The sequence below is a fragment of the Pseudomonas abietaniphila genome, from assembly GCF_039697315.1.
Taxonomy (GTDB): domain Bacteria; phylum Pseudomonadota; class Gammaproteobacteria; order Pseudomonadales; family Pseudomonadaceae; genus Aquipseudomonas; species Aquipseudomonas abietaniphila_B.
In genome coordinates, this window is sequence record NZ_CP155619.1 from 2,979,448 (window position 1) to 3,001,417 (window position 21,970).

The following is a 21,970-nucleotide window of genomic DNA, read 5'->3' on the forward strand; positions in this document are numbered from 1 at the left end:
TTCAATCGAAGGAAATGCTCATTTCTAAGCTTTAGCGGACAACTGTCTGTACCCAACTACTACGGTAAATGGTGGAGCCAAGCGGGATCGAACCGCTGACCTCCTGCGTGCAAGGCAGGCGCTCTCCCAGCTGAGCTATGGCCCCGTATCGCTACAGGGTGCACCGGTAATTGGTGGGTCTGGGCAGATTCGAACTGCCGACCTCACCCTTATCAGGGGTGCGCTCTAACCAACTGAGCTACAGACCCAATCGTCTTCTTCAATGAATCAAGCAATTCGTGTGGGAACTTGCGAAGAAGCTGAGTCTTCGATTAAGGAGGTGATCCAGCCGCAGGTTCCCCTACGGCTACCTTGTTACGACTTCACCCCAGTCATGAATCACACCGTGGTAACCGTCCCCCCGAAGGTTAGACTAGCTACTTCTGGTGCAACCCACTCCCATGGTGTGACGGGCGGTGTGTACAAGGCCCGGGAACGTATTCACCGCGACATTCTGATTCGCGATTACTAGCGATTCCGACTTCACGCAGTCGAGTTGCAGACTGCGATCCGGACTACGATCGGTTTTGTGGGATTAGCTCCACCTCGCGGCTTGGCAACCCTCTGTACCGACCATTGTAGCACGTGTGTAGCCCAGGCCGTAAGGGCCATGATGACTTGACGTCATCCCCACCTTCCTCCGGTTTGTCACCGGCAGTCTCCTTAGAGTGCCCACCATAACGTGCTGGTAACTAAGGACAAGGGTTGCGCTCGTTACGGGACTTAACCCAACATCTCACGACACGAGCTGACGACAGCCATGCAGCACCTGTCTCAATGTTCCCGAAGGCACCAATCCATCTCTGGAAAGTTCATTGGATGTCAAGGCCTGGTAAGGTTCTTCGCGTTGCTTCGAATTAAACCACATGCTCCACCGCTTGTGCGGGCCCCCGTCAATTCATTTGAGTTTTAACCTTGCGGCCGTACTCCCCAGGCGGTCAACTTAATGCGTTAGCTGCGCCACTAAGAGTTCAAGACTCCCAACGGCTAGTTGACATCGTTTACGGCGTGGACTACCAGGGTATCTAATCCTGTTTGCTCCCCACGCTTTCGCACCTCAGTGTCAGTATGAGCCCAGGTGGTCGCCTTCGCCACTGGTGTTCCTTCCTATATCTACGCATTTCACCGCTACACAGGAAATTCCACCACCCTCTGCCCTACTCTAGCTTGCCAGTTTTGGATGCAGTTCCCAGGTTGAGCCCGGGGATTTCACATCCAACTTAACAAACCACCTACGCGCGCTTTACGCCCAGTAATTCCGATTAACGCTTGCACCCTCTGTATTACCGCGGCTGCTGGCACAGAGTTAGCCGGTGCTTATTCTGTCGGTAACGTCAAAACACTAACGTATTAGGTTAATGCCCTTCCTCCCAACTTAAAGTGCTTTACAATCCGAAGACCTTCTTCACACACGCGGCATGGCTGGATCAGGCTTTCGCCCATTGTCCAATATTCCCCACTGCTGCCTCCCGTAGGAGTCTGGACCGTGTCTCAGTTCCAGTGTGACTGATCATCCTCTCAGACCAGTTACGGATCGTCGCCTTGGTGAGCCATTACCTCACCAACTAGCTAATCCGACCTAGGCTCATCTGATAGCGTGAGGTCCGAAGATCCCCCACTTTCTCCCGTAGGACGTATGCGGTATTAGCGTCCCTTTCGAGACGTTGTCCCCCACTACCAGGCAGATTCCTAGGCATTACTCACCCGTCCGCCGCTGAATCAGGGAGCAAGCTCCCTTCATCCGCTCGACTTGCATGTGTTAGGCCTGCCGCCAGCGTTCAATCTGAGCCATGATCAAACTCTTCAGTTCAATACTGCAATCGGGTTTTGAGAAAACCCTATAAACTTGGCTCAGCAATCGTTGGTTAAACCATGATTTCTCGTGGAGCAACGTGCGATGCTGATAATCAGTTGACTTCAGTCTTACAGCGCAAGCACCCACACGAATTGCTTGATTCAGTTGTTAAAGAGCGGTTGGTTAAGAGCTTTTCGTCTCAACCGAGGCGCGCATTGTACAGCGTCCTCTGTATCTGTCAAGCGGTTATTTTCAGAAGTTTTCAAAGTTTCCTTTGCAACTTCAACCACTTGCGCTTCGTTCGACTTGGCGTCTCACGTCAGCGGGAGGCGAATTCTACAGCGTTACAATCTGCTGTCAACTCCCTTTTTCACCGCTGTCGATTCAAGCGTCTGAACCGAAGCCCCTCCTCGCTGCTTACTTCGTCCAACTCGTTGATTCTCAAGGAGTTTTCCGTTTCGTCTGCGCCGGAAGTGGGGCGAATTATAGAGAGATTCAGAGGGGCGTCAACACTTAATTTGAAGTTTCTATCAAAAAGCCAAAACATCAGCAAAATCAGCCAGTTCCTTCTGTTTATATAGGAAGCCGCTTTCGCGGCTTCCTATATAGAAAAGACCTAGAGAACGCCCGCCTCGCGTAACGCCATCACGGCCTCGTCTGAAAGACCCAGAACACCCGTGAGGACCTCCAGCGTGTGCTCGCCCAGTAAAGGAGGCGCCCGACGATATTCAACAGGTGTCTCCGACAACCTGATCGGGCTGGCAACCTGTGGCACCGTTCCGCCCAGCGCGTGAGGCAGCTCGATTTTCAAACCTCGAGCCTGGACCTGAGGGTCGTCGAACACTTGAGCGACATCATTGATCGGGCCGCACGGCACACCTGCAAGCTCCAATGCTGCAACCCACTCAGCCGTAGTCTTGAACACGGTCGCCTGACGAATCAGCGGAATCAGCTCGGCTCGATGCGCAACACGCTGCTTATTAGTGGCGAACCTTGGGTCATCCGCCCATTGCGACTGACCGGCGACTTCCGCGAACTTACGGAACTGGCTGTCGTTACCCACCGTCAGGATGAAATCGCCATCCGCCGTCGGAAAGTCCTGATAGGGCACGATGTTCGGGTGAGCGTTACCCAGCCGCCTTGGTGAGACACCTGTCGTCAGGTAATTCATCGCCTGGTTCGCCAGACAGGCGACCTGCACATCCAGAAGCGCCATATCGATATGCTGCCCCATACCGCCCTGATCGCGGTGCGCCAACGCAGCGAGAATAGCCGACGTCGAGTAAAGCCCTGTCAGGATATCCGTCAGCGCCACCCCGACCTTGACCGGGCCGGCACCTTCTTCACCTTCAGGCCGGCCAGTCAGGCTCATCAAGCCACCCAACCCCTGAATCATGAAGTCATAACCCGCGCGCTTGGCATACGGACCCGTCTGACCAAAGCCAGTGATCGAGCAATAGATCAGCCGGGGGTTCTCAGCCTGCAGGGACGCATAATCGAGACCATACGCCTTGAGCCCGCCCACCTTGAAGTTCTCGATCACAATGTCAGACTTCGCGGCCAACTCGCGCACCAGCTTCTGACCTTCAGGCTGGGTGAAGTCAATGGTGACGGATTGCTTGTTCCTGTTGGCGGAAAGGTAATAAGCCGCTTCGGAGGTATTCTCGCCTTGAGCATCCCTGAGGAATGGCGGCCCCCAGGCGCGAGTGTCATCGCCATTGCCTGGACGCTCGATCTTGATCACGTCAGCGCCGAGGTCGGCGAGAATCTGTCCCGCCCAAGGTCCGGCAAGAACCCTGGACAAGTCCAGCACACGCAAATGCGATAGCGCGCCCATGGCCGGCTCCTCAATAGAACGCCTGAATGCCCGTCTGCGCACGACCCAGAATCAACGCGTGAACATCATGCGTGCCTTCATAGGTATTGACGACTTCCAGGTTGACCAGATGGCGTGCGATGCCGAACTCGTCAGAAATCCCATTGCCACCAAGCATGTCGCGGGCCATGCGTGCGATGTCCAGGGACTTGCCACAGGAGTTACGTTTCATGATCGACGTGATCTCGACGGCCGCCGTACCTTCATCTTTCATGCGACCCAAGCGCAGGCAACCTTGCAGCGCCATAGTGATTTCTGTCTGCATGTCGGCCAGTTTCTTCTGGATCAACTGATTGGCTGCCAAAGGCCGGCCAAATTGCTGGCGATCCAGGGTGTACTGCCGCGCGGTGTGCCAGCAGAACTCGGCCGCACCCAACGCACCCCAGGAGATGCCATACCGCGCCGAGTTCAGGCAGGTGAACGGGCCTTTCAAACCACGCACATCCGGGAAGATGTTTTCTTCTGGCACAAAGACGTTATCCATCACGATCTCGCCAGTGATGGAAGCCCGCAGCCCGACCTTGCCATGAATGACCGGCGCGCTCAGGCCCTGCCAACCTTTCTCCAACACGAAGCCGCGGATGTCGCCAGCATCGTCTTTTGCCCAGACCACGAACACGTCCGCGATAGGACTGTTGGTGATCCACATTTTGCTGCCACTTAGGCGATAACCGCCGTCGACCTTCCTGGCTCGAGTGATCATTGCGCCCGGGTCTGAGCCGTGGTTCGGCTCCGTGAGACCAAAGCAACCGATCCACTCGCCAGAGGCCAGCTTCGGCAGATACTTCTGCTTCTGCGCTTCGGTACCGAATTCATTGATGGGCACCATGACCAGGGACGACTGGACACTCATCATTGAGCGATAGCCGGAATCGACGCGCTCCACTTCACGGGCGATCAGGCCGTAGCAGACATAGTTCAAACCGCTGCCACCGTATTGCTCGGGAATGGTCGCGCCCAGCAGGCCGACTTCACCCATTTCACGGAAAATCGCAGGATCGGTCTGCTCGTGACGAAAGGCTTCGAGGACCCGCGGCGCCAACTTGTCCTGGGCGAACTGCTCGGCGCTGTCGCGAACCATGCGCTCTTCTTCAGTGAGCTGCTGATCCAGCAACAGTGGATCGATCCAATTGAAGCTTGCCTTACCGCCCATGACTGTCTCCTCGCGAAATGATGTTCTCGGACGCTGCCGAGAAAAGTCGTGGATTGATCCTAGGCGCGGATCTGTCCTACAGCAAACGACGATTTTGCATAGTGTTGTGCTAATTTCTCACTCCGAGAACGTATAAAACCCGGAATCCAGAGCTCACGAGTGAGGTTGACGTACATGCGACGCAAGATCCCCAGTACGTCCGCGCTGGTCAGCTTTGAAGCGGCGGCTCGTCATGAAAGCTTTACCAAGGCAGCTGACGAACTGTCCCTCACGCAAAGTGCGGTTTGCCGACAGATTGCCAGCCTCGAAGAATTCCTCAACGTGGAGCTATTCCGACGCTCACGAAGGGGCGTGAAGCTGACCGAAGCAGGGCTTTCCTACAGTCGACGCGTGGCCACACAACTCGACGCGGTCGAACGCGACACGCTCTCGGTGATGGGTCATCAAGGCGCCAATGTGATCGAACTCGCCGTGGTGCCAACGTTCGGGACCCAATGGCTGCTGCCGCGCCTAAAAGACTTTCAGCATCAGCACCCTGACGTGACGATTAACCTGACTAACCGAACCCGACCGTTTCTGTTTGCTGATACCGAGTTCGATGCCGCGATCTATTTCGGAGACGCAGACTGGCCCGGCACGGAGTCGCACCGGCTGATGAGCGAAAATCCGATGCCGGTGTGCAGCCCGGCGGTGCTAAATAACCGCAAGCAACTCAGCCCCAAGGATCTGGCTGACATGCCGCTGCTTCAACAGACCACCCGGCCTTATGCCTGGCGCCAGTGGTTCAGCGCCTTGGGCATGAGCGTCGCACGCGACATGACAGGCCCGAGATACGAGCTATTCTCCATGCTTGCTCAGGCGGCCATGCATGACATGGGCGTCGCGCTGATCCCGCCTTTCCTGATTCAGCGCGAGCTGTCGGAGAACCGTCTGGTCGTCGCCAATCCCCATGCTTTGTCGAGCCTGAAGGCGTATCACTTGATGATCCCGGAGCGCAAAGTCGAGTCTGCATCCCTGAAAGCGTTCCGAGACTGGCTGGTGCACCAGGCTGAGACGTACGCACTGCCTTGATCTCTCTGCCTATCGGCCAATTACTGACCCTGTAGTCAAACACCTAAAAAGCCTACAGATATCTCGATATGTCGCATTTAAGACACACGCGTGTTCTTTATAGAAAACACGCTGCAAGCGTTATATGACGGGGCTCTCAGGCTAATTACCCACCATTCTCCTGATAGATAGAAAAAAAACTTCAAAGACCACATATGCAGCTGAAGGCTATGAGCTACAAGGCTTGTAGCGTTTTGTTGCGGCAAACGGTCACAGGGTGACTTGTAGTTAAAGACATGTCGCGTTACAGAACTTCTTGATGACCCCTGCTGACACCTGCAAAATGCCGCGCCCTGCCTTGTCTTGCGGGGAAATGGTGATCGCTGCCCCAGACGCGCCATCCGCAGCGCGCTGGCCTATTTTTAAAAGATAAAAAGATCACGCAGGAGATTTGACGTGCACATTGGTGTCCCTCTCGAAACCCAGTCCGGTGAAACTCGGGTTGCTGCAACGCCGGAAACCATCAAGAAGCTCATTGGCCAGGGTCATAAGGTCACCGTCCAGTCAGGCGCCGGCATTACCGCCAGCGTCACGGACAGTGCCTATGAAGCGGCAGGTGCTTCGATTGGCAGCGCTGCTGATGCCTTCGGTGCCGAGCTGATCCTCAAGGTCGTCGCGCCCAGCGACAGCGAACTGGCTCTGATCAAGACCGGGACCGTTGTCATCGGGATGCTTAACCCCTTCAACAACGAGATCATCGCCAAGATGGCCGAGCGCGGAATTACCGCCTTTGCCCTCGAAGCGGCACCGCGCACCTCGCGCGCGCAGAGCCTCGACGTGCTGTCCTCGCAAGCCAACATTGCCGGTTACAAATCGGTGCTGCTGGCCGCGCATCACTATCCGCGCTTCATGCCGATGCTGATGACCGCCGCCGGTACGGTGAAAGCCGCCCGCGTGCTGATCCTCGGCGCAGGTGTTGCTGGTTTGCAGGCCATCGCCACAGCCAAACGTCTGGGCGCAGTCATCGAAGCTTCCGACGTTCGCCCTGCTGTGAAGGAACAGATCGAATCGCTGGGCGCCAAGTTCGTCGATGTGCCGTATGAGACAGATGAAGAACGCGAAGCAGCGGTCGGTGTCGGCGGTTATGCGCGCCCGATGCCTGCCAGCTGGATGCAGCGCCAGGCTGTAGCCGTTCACGAGCGCGCCAAGCAGGCGGACATCGTGATCACCACCGCGCTGATCCCGGGCCGTAAGGCGCCGGTCTTGCTGAGCGCAGAAACCGTATCGCAGATGAAGCCGGGCTCGGTGGTCATCGACCTCGCAGCAGCCCAAGGCGGCAACTGCCCGCTGACCGTGGCTGATCAGGTCGTGATCGAACATGGCGTGACCATCGTCGGCCATACCAACCTGCCCGCATTGGTCGCTGCCGATGCTTCTGCTCTTTATGCACGCAACCTGCTGGACTTCCTGAAGTTGGTCTTCACCAAGGAAGGACAGTTCGAGATCAACCTCGAAGACGACATCGTCGCCGCGTGCCTGATGTGCCGCGACGGCCAGATCGTCCGCAAGAACGGCTGAGGATAAAAACTATGGAAGACATGCTGATCTCTCACGGCGTCTACAACCTGATCATTTTCGTGCTGGCGATTTACGTCGGCTACCACGTGGTCTGGAACGTCACCCCTGCCTTGCACACGCCATTGATGGCTGTGACCAACGCCATCTCCGCCATCGTGATTGTCGGCGCCATGCTGGCTGCCGCACTGACCGTCACTCCGCTGGGCAAGACCATGGGCACCCTGGCTGTCGCGCTGGCAGCCGTCAACGTGTTCGGTGGCTTTCTGGTCACCCGCCGCATGCTGGAAATGTTCAAGAAGAAGGCTGCTCCTGTTAAAAGCACAGCCAAAACTGAGGTGCCGAAGTAATGAGCATGAACCTCGTCACCCTGCTGTACCTCGTTTCGGCGATCTGTTTCATTCAGGCCCTCAAAGGCCTGTCGCACCCGACCACTTCCCGTCGCGGCAACCTGTTCGGCATGCTCGGCATGGCCCTCGCAGTCCTGACGACAATCGGCCTGGTGTTCAAGCTCGCAGCACTGTCCACTGACGGCGCCAGCGCGGGCATCGGCTACATCATCGTGGGCCTGCTGGTCGGCGGCACGGCAGGGTCGATCATGGCCAAGCGCGTCGAGATGACCAAAATGCCGGAGCTGGTCGCTTTCATGCACAGCATGATCGGCCTGGCAGCGGTGTTCATTGCGATTGCGGCTGTGGTTGAACCGCAGTCGCTGGGCATCGTCGCGCACTTGGGCGATTCGATCCCGACGGGCAACCGTCTGGAGCTTTTCCTGGGCGCCGCCATCGGTGCGATCACCTTCTCGGGTTCGGTCATCGCCTTCGGCAAGCTGTCGGGCAAATACAAGTTCCGCCTGTTTCAGGGTGCGCCGGTACAGTTCGCAGGCCAGCACAAGCTGAACCTGCTCCTGGGCCTGGCCACGCTGTTCTTCGGCCTGACGTTCATGTTCACCGGCAGCCTGTTCGCCTTCAGCATCATGCTGGTCCTGGCGTTCGTCATCGGCGTGCTGCTGATTATCCCGATTGGCGGCGCAGACATGCCCGTGGTCGTGTCGATGCTCAACAGCTATTCGGGCTGGGCGGCGGCCGGTATCGGCTTCTCGCTGAACAACTCGATGCTGATCATCGCAGGCTCCCTGGTCGGTTCCTCCGGTGCGATCCTGTCTTACATCATGTGCAAGGCGATGAACCGTTCGTTCTTCAACGTGATCGGCGGTGGGTTCGGCGGCGCGGCGGATGCGGGTGCAGCGGCTGGCTCGAAAGAAGCACGCCCGGTCAAATCCGGTTCGGCTGACGATGCCACCTTCCTGCTGACCAACGCCGACACCGTGATCATCGTGCCTGGCTATGGTCTTGCGGTGGCCCGTGCGCAACACGCACTTAAAGAGCTGACCGAGAAGCTGACCCATCGCGGCGTGACCGTGAAGTATGCGATTCACCCGGTTGCCGGTCGTATGCCGGGGCACATGAACGTGCTGCTGGCCGAGGCAGAAGTGCCTTACGACCAGGTATTCGAGATGGAAGACATCAACTCCGAGTTCGGCCAGGCCGACGTGGTGCTGGTGCTCGGCGCCAACGACGTGGTCAACCCGGCGGCGAAGAACGATCCGAAATCGCCGATTGCCGGCATGCCGATTCTGGAAGCCTTCAAGGCCAAGACGATCATCGTCAACAAACGCTCGATGGCCAGCGGCTATGCCGGGCTGGACAACGAGCTGTTCTACCTCGACAAGACCATGATGGTCTTCGGTGACGCCAAGAAAGTCATCGAAGACATGGTCAAAGCGGTCGAATAACCGCTCTAGACTGCGACACATCAAACCCTCGGCGCGAATATCGGCCGAGGGTTTTTTACATCCGGCGTAACAGTGTTTTGTTCTGAAACCCGCTAATTAGAGCCCTCGAATGCGACCTTGGTCGTGGGACGGAAAAAAAGCAAATCTCTAGACTTGGTCACTCGCATCCTCGTCCCGAGATAAACAAACATGCACCGTGAACGTATCCGCCTGCCGTCTTTGATGAGCAAGGTAATGAGCGCGGCCGACGCCGCTTCCCTGATCAAGGACGGTATGACCGTCGGCATGAGTGGCTTCACCCGCGCAGGTGAAGCCAAGGCCGTGCCCAAGGCGCTGGCGGAGCGCGCCAAGGCTCACCCGCTGAAGATCAGCCTGATGACCGGCGCCAGTCTGGGTAACGACCTGGACAAGCAATTGACCGAAGCCGGCGTGCTGTCCCGTCGTATGCCGTTTCAGGTCGACAACACCCTGCGCAAGGCGATCAACGATGGCTCGGTGATGTTCATCGACCAGCACCTGTCCGATACCGTCGAGCAGCTGCGCAATCGCCAGATCAAACCGGTGGACATCGCCGTCATCGAATGTGTGGCGATCACTGAAGACGGCCATCTCGTCCTGAGTACCTCGGTGGGTAACTCCGCCAGCTTCGCGATCCTCGCCGAGCAGGTGATCGTCGAGATTAACGTCGCCCAGCCGCTGGAGCTGGAAGGCCTGCACGACATCTATATACCGACCTACCGCCCGACCCGCCTGCCGATCCCCGTGCTCAAGGCTGACAGCCGCATTGGCAGCCATGCCGTGAAGATCGACCCAGCAAAGATTGTCGGCATCGTGTTCAGCGATCAGGCCGACTCACCTTCATCTGTACTGCCAGCTGACAGCGAGACGCAGGCGATTGCCGGGCATCTGGTGGAATTCTTCAAGAATGAAGTACGCCAAAACCGCCTGACCAATCAGCTGATGCCGCTTCAGGCAGGCGTGGGGACGATCGCCAACGCGGTCATGACCGGTCTGATCGACTCGCCGTTCCACGGCATGGCGATGTACTCAGAAGTGCTTCAGGACTCGACCTTTGACTTGTTCGAGGCCGGCAAGCTGGACTTTGCCTCGGGTTGCTCGATGACGCTGTCAGAACGCAAGCATGACGCGGTCTACAACAACCTGGAGCAGTACAAACCGAAACTGTTATTACGCCCTCAGGAAATCTCCAACCATCCTGAAGTCGTGCGTCGCCTTGGCATCATCGGCATCAACACAGCGCTTGAGTTCGACCTGTACGGCAACGTCAACTCCACGCATGTGGGCGGTACACGAATGATGAACGGCATCGGGGGCTCGGGCGACTTCGCTCGTAACGCTCACCTCGCCATCTTCGTGACCAAGTCCATTGCCAAGGGCGGCGCGATTTCCAGCGTGGTGCCGATGGTCAGCCACGTGGACCACACAGAGCATGATGTGGACATCCTGGTCACCGAGCAGGGGCTGGCCGACCTGCGTGGCCTGGCGCCCCGCGAACGCGCTCGCGTGATCATCGACAACTGTGTCCATCCCGCCTACCGCGAAGCGCTCAACGACTACTTCCGCAAAGCCTGTGCTATCGGCGGCCACACCCCCCATGTGCTGCGCGATGCACTGAGTTGGCACCTCAACCTGGAAGAAACCGGCCGCATGCTCGCGGTGTAGGAAAACAGTTTTGGAGTGGCGACGACCTTTCGTCGCCACATCCAACAATCTGCGCGCTGTTTCGACAAAAACTGTATTGCTGTACCGGTCTCTTTTACCCCTTAAAATCCAAAATTCACTATTCCGGCGCACAAAACGCACCATATTTGTGCTCACCGGTACAGTTGCCCTACGAATGAGCAAAACAGTGCCTTTGTACAGTTAACTGGAGCATCACAATACAAGTGAACTGTGTCTGGAGAGAGAGGGGCAACAGGAGGAAGATTGGCACCAATCAAGTCACTATCTAATCCCGCCACAAGCGGAAGGAAGAAGCACCATGGAACGCACCGTAAGTTCCGAACTGTTCTACGAAGAAACCGCTCAATCCGCTAAAGCCTCGTTGCCGCTGCGTATGTTCGCCAACCTGATGCTCTGGCAGCGTCGTCTGTCCAGCCGCCACCAGCTGGCCCGTCTGGATGCTCGTCTGCTGGCTGACGCCGGTATCAGCGAATCCCAGCGTTACGAAGAGCTGAGCAAGCCGTTCTGGCGCTAATTTAGCGTCCGCTGGTCCAAGGCCAATCGCCTCTCACCAGCAACCCGAATTGTTCACACACAGCCCGTCGCAGGAAACTGCAGACGGGCTTTGTTGTTTATGGGATTCGGAAATTAAATACGTCTATGGGCGCTACAGGTACAGTTTATTATTTTTCTCATCCAATAAGTACAGTTGCCAATCTACGGGCTTGTTCAGGTCATCAGCTGACGAGGAATGCCGCCTCACATTATTAGCTGGCATTTGGCCGTGATAGTGCTGATGATCAACTTTACGCTAGTCTTGCTGCACCCTTTGCCCCGTCGCCTGCGAGACAGCCTTGCTCATCGCCAGACCTGCGCGTGTGGTTACTTAATATGTTCCTTTTGGAGTTCAAACATGTCTCGCTTTCGCCTGATGAGTGCAGCTGTACTTCTGATCGCAGCCACGGGTGCTCACGCGTCCAGCTTTGTGGTCACCACCGACACCATCGTTCGCGCACTGGATGCTTCGTCCAACGCCACCTCCAAAATCTCTTCTTCCTTCCATGACGACAAGATCGTCCTGGCAGCACGTGACGATGCAGCCAGCTTCGTCGCCAGCAAGGGCGAAATTCGCGGCGCTCACCTGGAAGGTGCGTTTCAGCACATCCGGGAAGTCAGCCCGAGTCTGAATGCGTCGGATGCCCAATTGGCACAGGCCATTCTTGCCATCTGATTCAGCATCGCGACAGCTCGTACGCCGCACGCCCCGACACCTTCACTGGCTCTGGCCGGGGCATTGCGCTAGCCTTGCGACTCGTTTTGCCAATACCGAAGACTCATGCGTTCATTGTCTCGCCTGTTGATTGCAGCGACTGCCAGCCTGATCTGCGTTACCCAGGCTCAAGCGTTCGACACAACCACACAAAGCCTGATCAAAAGCGGGTACGCCACCAGCCAGGTGACGACCGGGCCTTTCGATAACAAACTGATACTTGCCGCCCAGGATGATGCTGCAGCGTTCATAGCCAGTGATGGCCAACTGCGAGGAGCACAGCTGGAAGCAGCGCTGATGTATCTGCGTCAATCCCAGCCAAAACTTCATGCCAGCGACCTTGAACTGGCGCAGGCAATCCTCGTCCAATAATCACCTTTGCACCTTCTGTATTCTGGAGCCGTTCCATGCGTACCCCGTTGATTGCCGCTGCCCTCGGCCTGTTGTTGCTGACCGATGTCGCGCACGCGCAAACCTTGAAAGCCACCAGTAACATCGTTGTCCGTGCGCTGGGCCGTAGCGTGGACTTCACCTCTGACACCACGTCTTCGGTCCGTAACTGGAAAATGGTCGTGGAAGCTCAGGACGACGCCGCCAGCTACGTTGCCACCAACGGCGACATTCACGGCGCCAAACTGGACGCCGCGTTCGCCACCTTGCGTGAGCGCTTGCCGGAAGCGCGTAACGCCAGTGACCAGGATCTCGCTGAAGCCATCCTCGCACTGTGAGGCGCGTAGCCGTCTGGCTGCTGGCGTCGGCGCTCTCGCTGATCTGCTCGAGCGCCTTCGCCGACTTGAGCCTGTCGCTGTACACCGACGGGTTGAGTCCTGCACAACAGCAAGCCAGCCAGACGCTGCTCGACGAGGCGATGGCGCATTTGCCGCCGATGTTCGTCAGCAAGCTTGATCGTAAAGTCGAAGTCCGCTGGACCGATGACATGCCGTCCAACGCCTACGGACGCGCAGACGGGCCATACCGTCTGGACCTCAATCAACGCCTGCTGGCGGGTTTGACCGACGGCAGTGCAGCCACCACCCGAACCAATCGCCCGCACGGCACTGTGCGCGAAGAAATGCTCGCCACGGTGCTGCATGAGCTCACCCATATTTATGATCACGCCCAGCTTTGGTCGCCTGAAGAGCGCAAGCTGATCATCGCGTGTGCGCGTCAGGGCAACAGCACTGGCAAAATCGGTCTGCGTGACAATTGCCGAGGCCAGACCGACCGGCGTTTCACCTTGAGCGACGATCCACGCCTGCTGGACCTTGCCGGCTGGCCTCAATACGTGGGACGGCGAGGGGAGCGTGAGGAGCGTAACGGTCAGGTTGCCCGCAGCCCTGATATCTACGAAATCAGCAGCCCGCTTGAGTTCGTTGCCGTGAACATGGAGTACTTCCTCCTTGACCCGGCCTATGCCTGTCGGCGTCCCGCGCTCTATGACTACTACAAGCAGTTGTTCAACTGGGCGCCCGCCGCCAAAGATGACTGCCCGACTTACTACCCTTATTTAAACGCAGGTAACGACTTCGCCCGTGAGCCTTTGGGCAAGCTCGACCCCGAGCGCGTGTACGAGGTTGATTACCTGCTGGCCGAGGCCAACCAGAACCTGGTGAGTCGTTGGGGCCACAGCATGCTGCGCCTGGTGATCTGCAAGCCCGGGCGCCCGCGCGGGCCGGATTGCCGTCTGGATCTGGATCAGCATCTGGTGCTGTCCTATCGAGCATTCGTGAACGACCTGCAACTGTCCAGTTGGAGCGGCCTGACGGGCGCTTACCCATCTCGCCTGTTCGTGCTGCCGTTGGGCCAGGTGATCGATGAGTACACCAAGACCGAATTGCGCAGTCTGGCGTCCGTGCCGCTGAAGCTGTCCCGCGAGGAAATCGACGGGCTGGTCCAGCATGCCGCCGAGATGCACTGGGCGTATGACGGCAACTATTGGTTTCTGTCCAACAACTGCGCTGTGGAAAACCTGAAACTGTTGCGCAGTGGTACTGACGACCCTCGGCTTGTGGGCCTGGACAGCATCATGCCCAACGGCTTGCTTGAAGTGCTCAAGGGCAGGGGCCTGGCAGACACCAGCGTGCTGGACGATCCCAAAAAAGCACTGCGGCTGGGCTATCGCTTCGATTCCTATCGCGACCGCTATCAAGCCATGTTCGATGTGCTGCGCAAATCCACTGACGTGAAAGAATCCACCGTCGAGGACTGGCTGTCGCTGCCTGCGAAGGATCGACGCCCGTATTTCGCCCAGGCCGACTTGCGCACCAGTGCTGCCATGCTGCTTCTGGAACAGGCCGCTCAACGCCGTCAGTTGCTGCTGGCTCAGGATGAGGTCAAGCAACGCTACCTCAGCGCGGTCGAGAAGAAGGACAACGGTGTTTCGAAGGCCACCGGCACCTTGCAAGACATCCTGGCCAACAGCGGCTTCCTCAGCCGCCCTGCGGAATTGTTGGGGAGTGGCGGGTATGGCCTGCCGCAGAAGGGTGAATGGACGCGTCTTGAGGAAGAAAGCAGCCAGCGCCAGAAACAGCTGCAGCGCCTGACCGGCGATCTGGACAAAGAGGTGAGGGCGCTGCTGGAGCCTGACCGAGCCGCCGAGATCGCTGCCACCGACGAAAACCTCAAGCAAGTGGGCGAGCATTTGCGGGCGCTGCATAAAGCGGCGGGTGGGTTGGAGTTGCCTTGATACGCAAAGCGAGCTGCAGGAGTGAGCTTGCTCACGATGAGGCTGGGTCAGACGCCTTGATGCTGCCTAACACTCCGCGATCGCGACCGTCGTAACCTCCGATTGCTCCTACAGGGTCCGCGTCGTACTTCAGACCTGGGGCCAGCGCGCATTTGTAGGAGTGAGCTTGCTCGCGATGAGGCTGGGGCAGAAGCATTGATGCTGCCTGACACTCCGCGTTCGCGACCGTCGTAACCTCCGATTGCTCCTACAGGGGAAATGCATTCTCACGGCGATGCCGAGGGTGTTTGATCGTTTCCTCGCTCAAACCTCTGGCCAAACACCTCGCTGTGGTAGGCATAAGTCACACGCTCGGCAACGCGGTCCAGTGTGGGAGACGTCGGAGGTTACGACGGCAGCGAATGCGGTCTCTCAGGCATTGACGTATTGCGTGAAACACCGCGTTCGTAACCGTCGTAACCTCCGATTGCTACGCCCTCCGGGCAGAAGCGGATCCCGGTGTGGCTAGACCGTCTCGCCTGGCTCACCCGGCAGATCCTCATCCAGGTGCAGCCACGGCAATCGATTGTCGGTCCAGATATGACGAACGGCCGGCGCGAGCTCGGGGTGGTCGAGGGTGGCGATGGTCACGTCCATGGTCTCCGGGCTGTTGCGGCTGAACAGGGCGGTCTGTGCCCCACAGTTATTACAGAAGAACCTTACGCAGGTCGGGCCGGAATCATACGCAGCAGGGCTTCCGGCCAGCCATTTGAATGATTCCAGAGGCACGGTGATCCAGGTCACCGCAATGCCGCCCGAGGTACGCCGACAAATCGAGCAATGACAATGAGCGATGTCATGCAAGGGCGCATCGAGTTGATAGCGCAGGTTGCCGCAATGGCACCCACCGGTATGGATTTCGCTCATGGTCATTCTCCCGTTCGTGTTCAGGGTCTGACTGTCTTCAGGCGAAAATGCTTCATTTGTGCGGCAACGATCAGCGGAACGGCAGCGAAAGCTGGCTGAAAGGTAAGCGCTTTAGCATCACCTCACCGCTGGCGACAGACCGGCCAGCCAGCCAGGACGAACGCTTTTTGAGTTCTCCGGCCCATCTACAACAACAATTCGGTGATTTTGATGCTTGCTCGTGCTCCGCTGTACCCCTCGTACACCCCCCGACTCCCTGCGCTGCTCGTCTTGAGCTGATTGCTTCGTCTCGTCCGTTTTCACGTCGCGTAACGCCTGGAGTATTTCTATGTTGACCTTCCTCGGCTTTGCCATGGTTGTCGCTTTCATGTACCTGATCATGAGCAAGCGCCTTTCTGCGCTGATTGCCCTGATCATCGTGCCGATCGTATTTGCCTTGTTCGGCGGTTTCGCCGCCGACATCGGCCCCATGATGCTCGCCGGCATCACCAAGCTTGCGCCGACCGGCGTGATGCTGATGTTCGCTATCCTCTACTTCGCCCTGATGATCGACTCCGGCCTGTTCGACCCGGCCGTGCGCAAGATCCTCAAGCTGGTCAAAGGTGACCCGGTAAAGGTGTCGGTGGGTACCGCCGTTCTGGCACTTGTCGTGTCGCTGGACGGCGACGGCGCCACCACTTACATGATCTGCGTGGCCGCCATGCTGCCGTTGTACAGCCGTTTGGGCATGAGCCCGCGCATCATGGCTGGCCTGATCATTCTGGCGGGCGGTGTGATGAACATGACGCCATGGGGCGGACCGACTGCCCGTGCAGCCAGTGCGTTGCATGTCGACCCCTCTGACATCTTCGTGCCGATGATTCCAGCCATGCTCGCAGGCGTGGTCGCGATCCTCGTCATCGCGTATTTCTACGGTAAACGTGAGCGTGCACGCCTGGGTGAGTTGCACCTGCCGGGTGACGAAGTCGATCACAGCGAAATCAGTGTTTCGCAGTTCCCCGACGCCCGTCGTCCCAAGCTGATCTGGTTCAATGGCGCGCTGACCCTGGCGCTGATGGTTGCGTTGATCATGGGCCTGCTTCCTCTGCCGGTGCTGTTCATGATCGCGTTCAGTATTGCCATGATCGTCAACTACCCGTGCCTGCAAGCGCAGAAAGATCGCGTCGCCGCGCATGCCGGTAGCGTACTGGCAGTGGTCGGTCTGATCTTCGCGGCCGGCATTTTCACCGGTATCCTGTCCGGCACCGGTATGGTCGATGCGATGTCGAAAAGCCTGCTGGCAGTGATTCCGGACGCGATGGGGCCGTACCTTGCGGTCATTACCGCCGTGGTCAGCATGCCGTTCACCTTTTTCATGTCCAACGATGCGTTCTACTATGGCGTGCTGCCGGTGCTGTCCGAGGCCGCATCGCACTACGGCATCAGTCCGGTGGAAATGGCACGTGCCTCGATCGTCGGTCAGCCCGTCCATCTGTTGAGCCCGCTGGTGCCGTCGACCTATTTGTTGGTCGCGCTGGCTGGCATTGAATTTGGCGATCATCAGCGCTTTACCCTCAAATGGGCGGTGCTGGTCTGCGTATGCATCCTGATAGCCGCACTGCTGATGGGGATCTTCCCGGCGTTCAGCAGTCTATAAGGCAACTGAACCTCCTCGCTGGCGGACAACCGGCAGCGAGGATTAAACAAGCTCAAAGGAAAATGTAATGGAATGGCTGACCAACCCTGAGATCTGGGTTGCTTTCTTTACCCTGACTGCCCTGGAAATCGTTCTGGGCATCGACAACATCATCATGATCTCGATCCTGGTCAGCCGGATGCCCAAAGCGATGCAGCCACGCACGCGGATTTTCGGTCTGGCGCTGGCGATGGTCACGCGCATCCTCCTGCTGCTGTCGATCACCTGGGTCATGCGCCTGACCGACGATCTGTTCGTCGTACTTGGCCAGGGCATTTCCGGGCGCGACCTGATTCTGTTCTTCGGTGGCCTGTTTCTGTTGTGGAAGAGCTCGCAAGAGATCTACCACGGCATGGAAGGCGAGGATGAAGAGGTCGAGGAGCCTAAGGGCAAAGGTGGCCTGTTTCTGTACACCATCATCCAGATCGCGATCATCGACATCGTGTTTTCGCTGGACTCGGTCATCACTGCGGTCGGCATGGTGTCTCACGTGCCTGTCATGGTTGCTGCGATCATCGTCGCGGTCCTGATCATGATGTTGTGCTCGGGTGTCATCAGCGATTTCATCGACAAGCACCCGTCACTGAAAATGCTGGCGCTGTCGTTCCTGATCGTCGTCGGTACGGTGCTGATCGCCGAATCCTTCGATGTGCATGTGCCAAAAGGCTACGTCTACTTCGCCATGGCGTTCTCGCTGGCGGTCGAGGCGATCAACATCAAGATGCGCACCGCGATGGCCAAGAAGAGGGCAATGCAAGACCCTGTGAAACTTCGCAAAGACGTTCCGGGTCAATAACACGCAATGCGGTGTAGCGGTCACAGGACGGGGCATTGATTGCCCCGTTTTTATTGAGCCCGGCGCAAGCCTGTGGGCGCAGCCGATGTGACGACGAGTTCCTCGCCGATCGCGGGACAAGCCACGCTCATGCACTGGCTCACGCAAAGCAAACACCTGATTTATGACAGATTTGTTTCAAGAAATAATCGGCTGTGCCATGCTGGCAATAAGGCCTCAGGCCGACTAAAGCTTTAGTTGAGCATGCCAATCACGATGATACCCAAGCGCTTTCGCTCGCTACACGCTGTACTTTCACTCCTTGCCCAACTGGGCGCTGGCTATTTTTGCCCGCCGGGCTATTAACAGGGGGCTTTCCGTATGCTGACCCTGCTCGATTTGCTTTCTGCCGTCGCGCTGTTGATCTGGGGCACGCACATCGTTCGAACCGGCATCCTGCGCGTCTATGGCTCGCAGCTGCGCCGTGTGCTCAGTCAGAACATGTCCAAACGACCGCTGGCCTTCGTGGCCGGGATCCTCGTGACCGCACTGGTGCAGAGCAGTAACGCCACCGCCATGCTGGTGACCTCGTTTGTCGGCCAGAGCCTGATGGGCCTGACGCCCGCGCTGGCGATCATGCTGGGTGCCGACGTCGGTACCGCCGTGATGTCGCGAATCCTCACCTTCGACCTGTCGTGGCTATCGCCGCTGCTGATCTTCCTCGGGGTGATTTTCTTTCTGTCGCGCAAACAGACCCGTGTCGGGCAGCTCGGCCGCGTCGGTATCGGCTTAGGGTTGATCATTCTGGCGCTGCAATTGATCGTCACCGCCGCCGCACCGATCACTCAAGCGGCGGGTGTGAAGGTGCTGTTCGCGTCGCTGACCGGTGACATCCTGCTCGACGCCCTGGTCGGCGCGATGTTCGCGCTGATTTCCTACTCAAGCCTGGCCGCTGTCCTGCTGACCGCAACACTGGCGGGTGCAGAGATCATCAGCTTGCCGGTCGCCATCGGTCTGGTGATCGGCGCCAACATCGGCAGCGGTCTGCTGGCGTTTCTCAGCACCAGCATGCAGAACGTCGCCGGTCGGCAAGTGGCGCTCGGAAGCTTGCTGTACAAGCTGATCGGCCTGCTGCTGATCATTCCGGTTTTGACGCCCCTGGTGCACTGGATGGAAACCCTGGACGTCAGCCCGTCGAGCCTGGTGATCAGCTTCCACGTGATCTACAACTCACTGCGCTGCCTGATCATGCTGCCGACCGTCGGACCGATGGGCCGGCTGTGCGCGTCGATCCTGCCGCAACAGGCTGAGGTCAATGGTGCGGCCAAGCCCCGTCATCTGGACCTCACTGCATTGGCAACCCCGAGCCTGGCGTTGGCCAACGCGGTACGTGAAACCCTGCGCATGGGCGATCTGATCGACAGCATGCTCAATGCCATGCAGGAAGTGCTGCGGGGCAATCAGACGGCGGTGACCCAAGAGGTGCGGCGTCTAAATGATGACGTCGAGGTGTTGTACAACGCGATCAAGCTGTATCTGGCGCAAATGCCCAGGGAAGACCTCAGCGATCAGGACAACCGCCGTTGGGCCGAAATCATCGAATTGTCGATCAATCTGGAACTGGCCAGCGGACTGATCGAGCGTATGCTGCGTAAGGTTCAACAGCAAAAGACTTCCCAGCGCCGTTCGTTTTCCGACGTCGGACTGGAAGAACTTTCCGGACTGCACGAGCAATTGATGGCCAATCTGCGCTTGGGCCTGTCGGTATTTCTCAGCGGCGACCCGGAAAGCGCGCGCCAACTGTTGCGCGAAAAACGTCGCTTCCGGGCACAGGAGCGGCGTCTGGCCCATGCCCATGTCAGCAGACTGCAACGTAAAATCGTGCAGAGTATCGAGACCAGCTCGTTGCACCTCGAGCTGATCGCCGACATGAAACGATTGAATTCATTGTTCTGCAGCAGCGCCTATGCCGTTCTTGAAACCACTGACACCGGAGCCTTGTCCAGCGAAAGCCAACCAGAATAATCGAGGTGAACGCCGGGCCCGGACTGAAGTCTGTTACACATACCGGCCCGCAAGGAAGCCCGTTTTTATGCGTTGCCTGCTGTTCGTTTGTTTGTTCCTGACATCCCTCCCGTCCATGGCCCTCGACCGCTTTCAGGTCGAGGGCTATGTGCTGCCCAACGGTTTGCAGTTGCTGCTCAAACCCGCCGAAAAAGGCCACGTGTCGATTCGGCTGGTGGTCGGCATCGGCTTCGATGACTTTCCCTGCAAGGACAAAGAGCTCCCTCATTTGCTGGAGCATTTGCTGTTCAGTGGCATCGACAATTCCGGTGAGGGCGGCCTGGAGCAGCAGATGCAGGCGTTGGGCGGGGAGTGGAACGCGTTCACCAGTAACACCGACACCACGTTCGTGATCGAAGCGCCGGCGCAGAATCAGCGCAAGGTGCTGGACCTGCTGCTCAACGTGCTGACCCACACGCAGATCAACCAGGCGAACCTCGACACCGCCAAGCGCATCGTCGAGCGTGAAGACGGCGGTCACTACTCCCACCTGCAACGCTGGCTGGACAAGCGCGACCTCGGTCACAGCGCCAGCAATCAATTGGCGGTGGAGCTTGGACTCAAATGCCCGGAACGGCCGGAAGTCGAACACCTGACGCTGGATCAGATCGAAACCATCCACGACAACTGGTACGCGTCCAACAACATGACGCTGATCATCGTGGGCGAACTGGACAAGCTGTTGCCTGCTTATCTGGAGCGCACGTTCGGTCAGCTCAATGCCGTGGACCCGACCGAACACCCTCAGCTGCCAGCCATCAACGCCAAAGCCGAGCCCGAGCGCACGCTGGTTCGCGGCGCGTTGGGCGATGGCGCCAAGCTGCACCTGTTGTTTCCAGAGCCGGACATGGGCGAGCAACACGATGAAACGTGGGATTTGGTGAAGGCCTATCTGGACTGGTCGCTCTACAGCGAGTTGCGTCTGGACAAGGGCTACTCCTACGGCCCGTGGGCCGACCGCGAAGCCTTCGGCGACACCGGGTTTCTCAGCCTGAATGCCGATCTTGCACGTGACGATGTGGACGCGGCGGTCGCTTCGGTCCGTTCGATGCTGGAACGGCTGCGCAAGGAAGGCATGGACCCCGCGACCTTCGCCCGGCTGCAACAGGCTTCGATCGCGAAACAGGCCTGGGCGGTTCAAGGCAACAGCGCGCTGGCCGATTATTACTGGGGCTCCCTGAACGACTATGAAGACGGACGCTTCGAAGACCCGGCCAAGCGCACGCGAGCTGTGAGCCTGGACCTGGCGAATCGGGCCATGCGCCAGCTGTTGGCACAGCCCGGTTATCTGAGGATTGAAGAGCCGCTGGTCAGCTATGACGAGCTGTATGAGATCGGTCTGGCGGTGGTTGCGTTACTGGCACTGATCATTTTCTGGCGCTGGCGTGTTCACAAAAGACGTCCGCTGTAACAGGACTGCCCTGAGTCCAAGCCCTCCATTTATCTGTAGGAGCGCGCTTGCCCGCGATCTGACGCGCAGCGGCAGCAGAACCAGACGTCTGGATTCGTCTGACACACCGGGTTAGCAGTAATGACTGCCGCTACGCGCCAGATCGCGGGCAAGCGCGCTCCTATGCCTTTGGCAGAAGCAGTTTGTGTAAGCGTGTGAACTGCGATCATTGGTATCC

Annotated in this window: 17 protein-coding genes, 2 tRNA genes and 1 rRNA gene; 14 read left to right on the forward strand and 6 right to left on the reverse strand. The window is 58.1% G+C overall.

Annotation, left to right across the window (positions count from 1 at the left end):
- Positions 1-69: 69 nt before the first annotated feature.
- The 5 genes from ABDX87_RS13235 to ABDX87_RS13255 all read right to left on the reverse strand — a co-directional run bounded on the left by ABDX87_RS13235 (position 70) and on the right by ABDX87_RS13255 (position 4,863).
- A tRNA-Ala gene (locus ABDX87_RS13235) sits at positions 70-145 on the reverse strand.
- Between the two features lie 26 nt (positions 146-171).
- Positions 172-248 (reverse strand) — tRNA-Ile (locus tag ABDX87_RS13240).
- Positions 249-312: 64 nt separating this feature from the next.
- Positions 313-1,849, reverse strand: a 16S ribosomal RNA gene (locus ABDX87_RS13245).
- Between the two features lie 601 nt (positions 1,850-2,450).
- Complete coding sequence (locus ABDX87_RS13250) at positions 2,451-3,671, reverse strand: CaiB/BaiF CoA transferase family protein (RefSeq protein ID WP_346833234.1); 1,221 nt, start codon at positions 3,669-3,671, stop codon at positions 2,451-2,453.
- Between the two features lie 10 nt (positions 3,672-3,681).
- Positions 3,682-4,863 (reverse strand): acyl-CoA dehydrogenase, encoded by a 1,182-nt coding sequence (locus ABDX87_RS13255; protein WP_346833235.1) that lies wholly within the window; start codon positions 4,861-4,863, stop codon positions 3,682-3,684.
- Between the two features lie 174 nt (positions 4,864-5,037).
- On the opposite strand from ABDX87_RS13255, the gene ABDX87_RS13260 reads away from it, so the two are divergent.
- From ABDX87_RS13260 to ABDX87_RS13305, 10 genes are all read left to right on the forward strand, one after another.
- Entirely contained in the window at positions 5,038-5,934 is an 897-nt protein-coding gene (locus tag ABDX87_RS13260; protein WP_346833236.1) for a LysR family transcriptional regulator, read from the forward strand.
- Positions 5,935-6,369: 435 nt separating this feature from the next.
- A complete protein-coding gene (locus tag ABDX87_RS13265) occupies positions 6,370-7,491 on the forward strand; it encodes a Re/Si-specific NAD(P)(+) transhydrogenase subunit alpha (protein WP_346833237.1) in 1,122 nt (373 codons plus the stop codon).
- An 11-nt stretch (positions 7,492-7,502) separates the two neighbouring features.
- On the forward strand, positions 7,503-7,838 hold the full coding sequence (locus tag ABDX87_RS13270) for an NAD(P) transhydrogenase subunit alpha (protein ID WP_074757614.1): 336 nt from the start codon (positions 7,503-7,505) through the stop codon (positions 7,836-7,838).
- A complete protein-coding gene (locus ABDX87_RS13275) occupies positions 7,838-9,283 on the forward strand; it encodes an NAD(P)(+) transhydrogenase (Re/Si-specific) subunit beta (protein WP_346833238.1) in 1,446 nt (481 codons plus the stop codon). The genes ABDX87_RS13270 and ABDX87_RS13275 overlap by 1 nt, the downstream gene beginning before the upstream one ends.
- Positions 9,284-9,472: 189 nt before the next feature.
- The gene (locus ABDX87_RS13280) at positions 9,473-10,966 is read left to right on the forward strand and encodes an acetyl-CoA hydrolase/transferase family protein (RefSeq protein WP_346833239.1); all 1,494 of its coding nucleotides are present in this window, start codon (positions 9,473-9,475) and stop codon (positions 10,964-10,966) included.
- A gap of 319 nt (positions 10,967-11,285) precedes the next feature.
- Positions 11,286-11,501 (forward strand): DUF1127 domain-containing protein, encoded by a 216-nt coding sequence (locus ABDX87_RS13285; protein ID WP_062386508.1) that lies wholly within the window; start codon positions 11,286-11,288, stop codon positions 11,499-11,501.
- A 378-nt stretch (positions 11,502-11,879) separates the two neighbouring features.
- Complete coding sequence (locus ABDX87_RS13290) at positions 11,880-12,197, forward strand: DUF2388 domain-containing protein (protein WP_346833240.1); 318 nt, start codon at positions 11,880-11,882, stop codon at positions 12,195-12,197.
- A 105-nt stretch (positions 12,198-12,302) separates the two neighbouring features.
- Entirely contained in the window at positions 12,303-12,608 is a 306-nt protein-coding gene (locus ABDX87_RS13295; RefSeq protein ID WP_346833241.1) for a DUF2388 domain-containing protein, read from the forward strand.
- Between the two features lie 35 nt (positions 12,609-12,643).
- On the forward strand, positions 12,644-12,964 hold the full coding sequence (locus ABDX87_RS13300) for a DUF2388 domain-containing protein (RefSeq protein WP_074757605.1): 321 nt from the start codon (positions 12,644-12,646) through the stop codon (positions 12,962-12,964).
- Positions 12,961-14,922, forward strand: coding sequence for a DUF4105 domain-containing protein (locus tag ABDX87_RS13305; RefSeq protein ID WP_346833242.1), 1,962 nt, complete (start codon positions 12,961-12,963; stop codon positions 14,920-14,922). The genes ABDX87_RS13300 and ABDX87_RS13305 overlap by 4 nt, the downstream gene beginning before the upstream one ends.
- Before the next feature lie 504 nt (positions 14,923-15,426).
- On the opposite strand, the gene ABDX87_RS13310 is transcribed toward ABDX87_RS13305, so the two are convergent.
- Positions 15,427-15,828 (reverse strand): GFA family protein, encoded by a 402-nt coding sequence (locus ABDX87_RS13310; RefSeq protein WP_346833243.1) that lies wholly within the window; start codon positions 15,826-15,828, stop codon positions 15,427-15,429.
- A gap of 328 nt (positions 15,829-16,156) precedes the next feature.
- Here ABDX87_RS13310 and ABDX87_RS13315 point away from each other — a divergent pair, with 328 nt between their 5' ends.
- From ABDX87_RS13315 to ABDX87_RS13330, 4 genes are all read left to right on the forward strand, one after another.
- On the forward strand, positions 16,157-17,464 hold the full coding sequence (locus ABDX87_RS13315; RefSeq protein ID WP_346833244.1) for a CitMHS family transporter: 1,308 nt from the start codon (positions 16,157-16,159) through the stop codon (positions 17,462-17,464).
- Between the two features lie 67 nt (positions 17,465-17,531).
- Positions 17,532-18,299 (forward strand): TerC family protein, encoded by a 768-nt coding sequence (locus ABDX87_RS13320; RefSeq protein WP_346833245.1) that lies wholly within the window; start codon positions 17,532-17,534, stop codon positions 18,297-18,299.
- Positions 18,300-18,659: 360 nt separating this feature from the next.
- The gene (locus ABDX87_RS13325) at positions 18,660-20,303 is read left to right on the forward strand and encodes a Na/Pi cotransporter family protein (RefSeq protein ID WP_346833246.1); all 1,644 of its coding nucleotides are present in this window, start codon (positions 18,660-18,662) and stop codon (positions 20,301-20,303) included.
- A gap of 67 nt (positions 20,304-20,370) precedes the next feature.
- Positions 20,371-21,753: a M16 family metallopeptidase gene (locus ABDX87_RS13330; protein WP_346833247.1), complete on the forward strand. Its 1,383-nt coding sequence runs from the start codon at positions 20,371-20,373 to the stop codon at positions 21,751-21,753.
- The last annotated feature ends 217 nt before the right edge of the window (positions 21,754-21,970 follow it).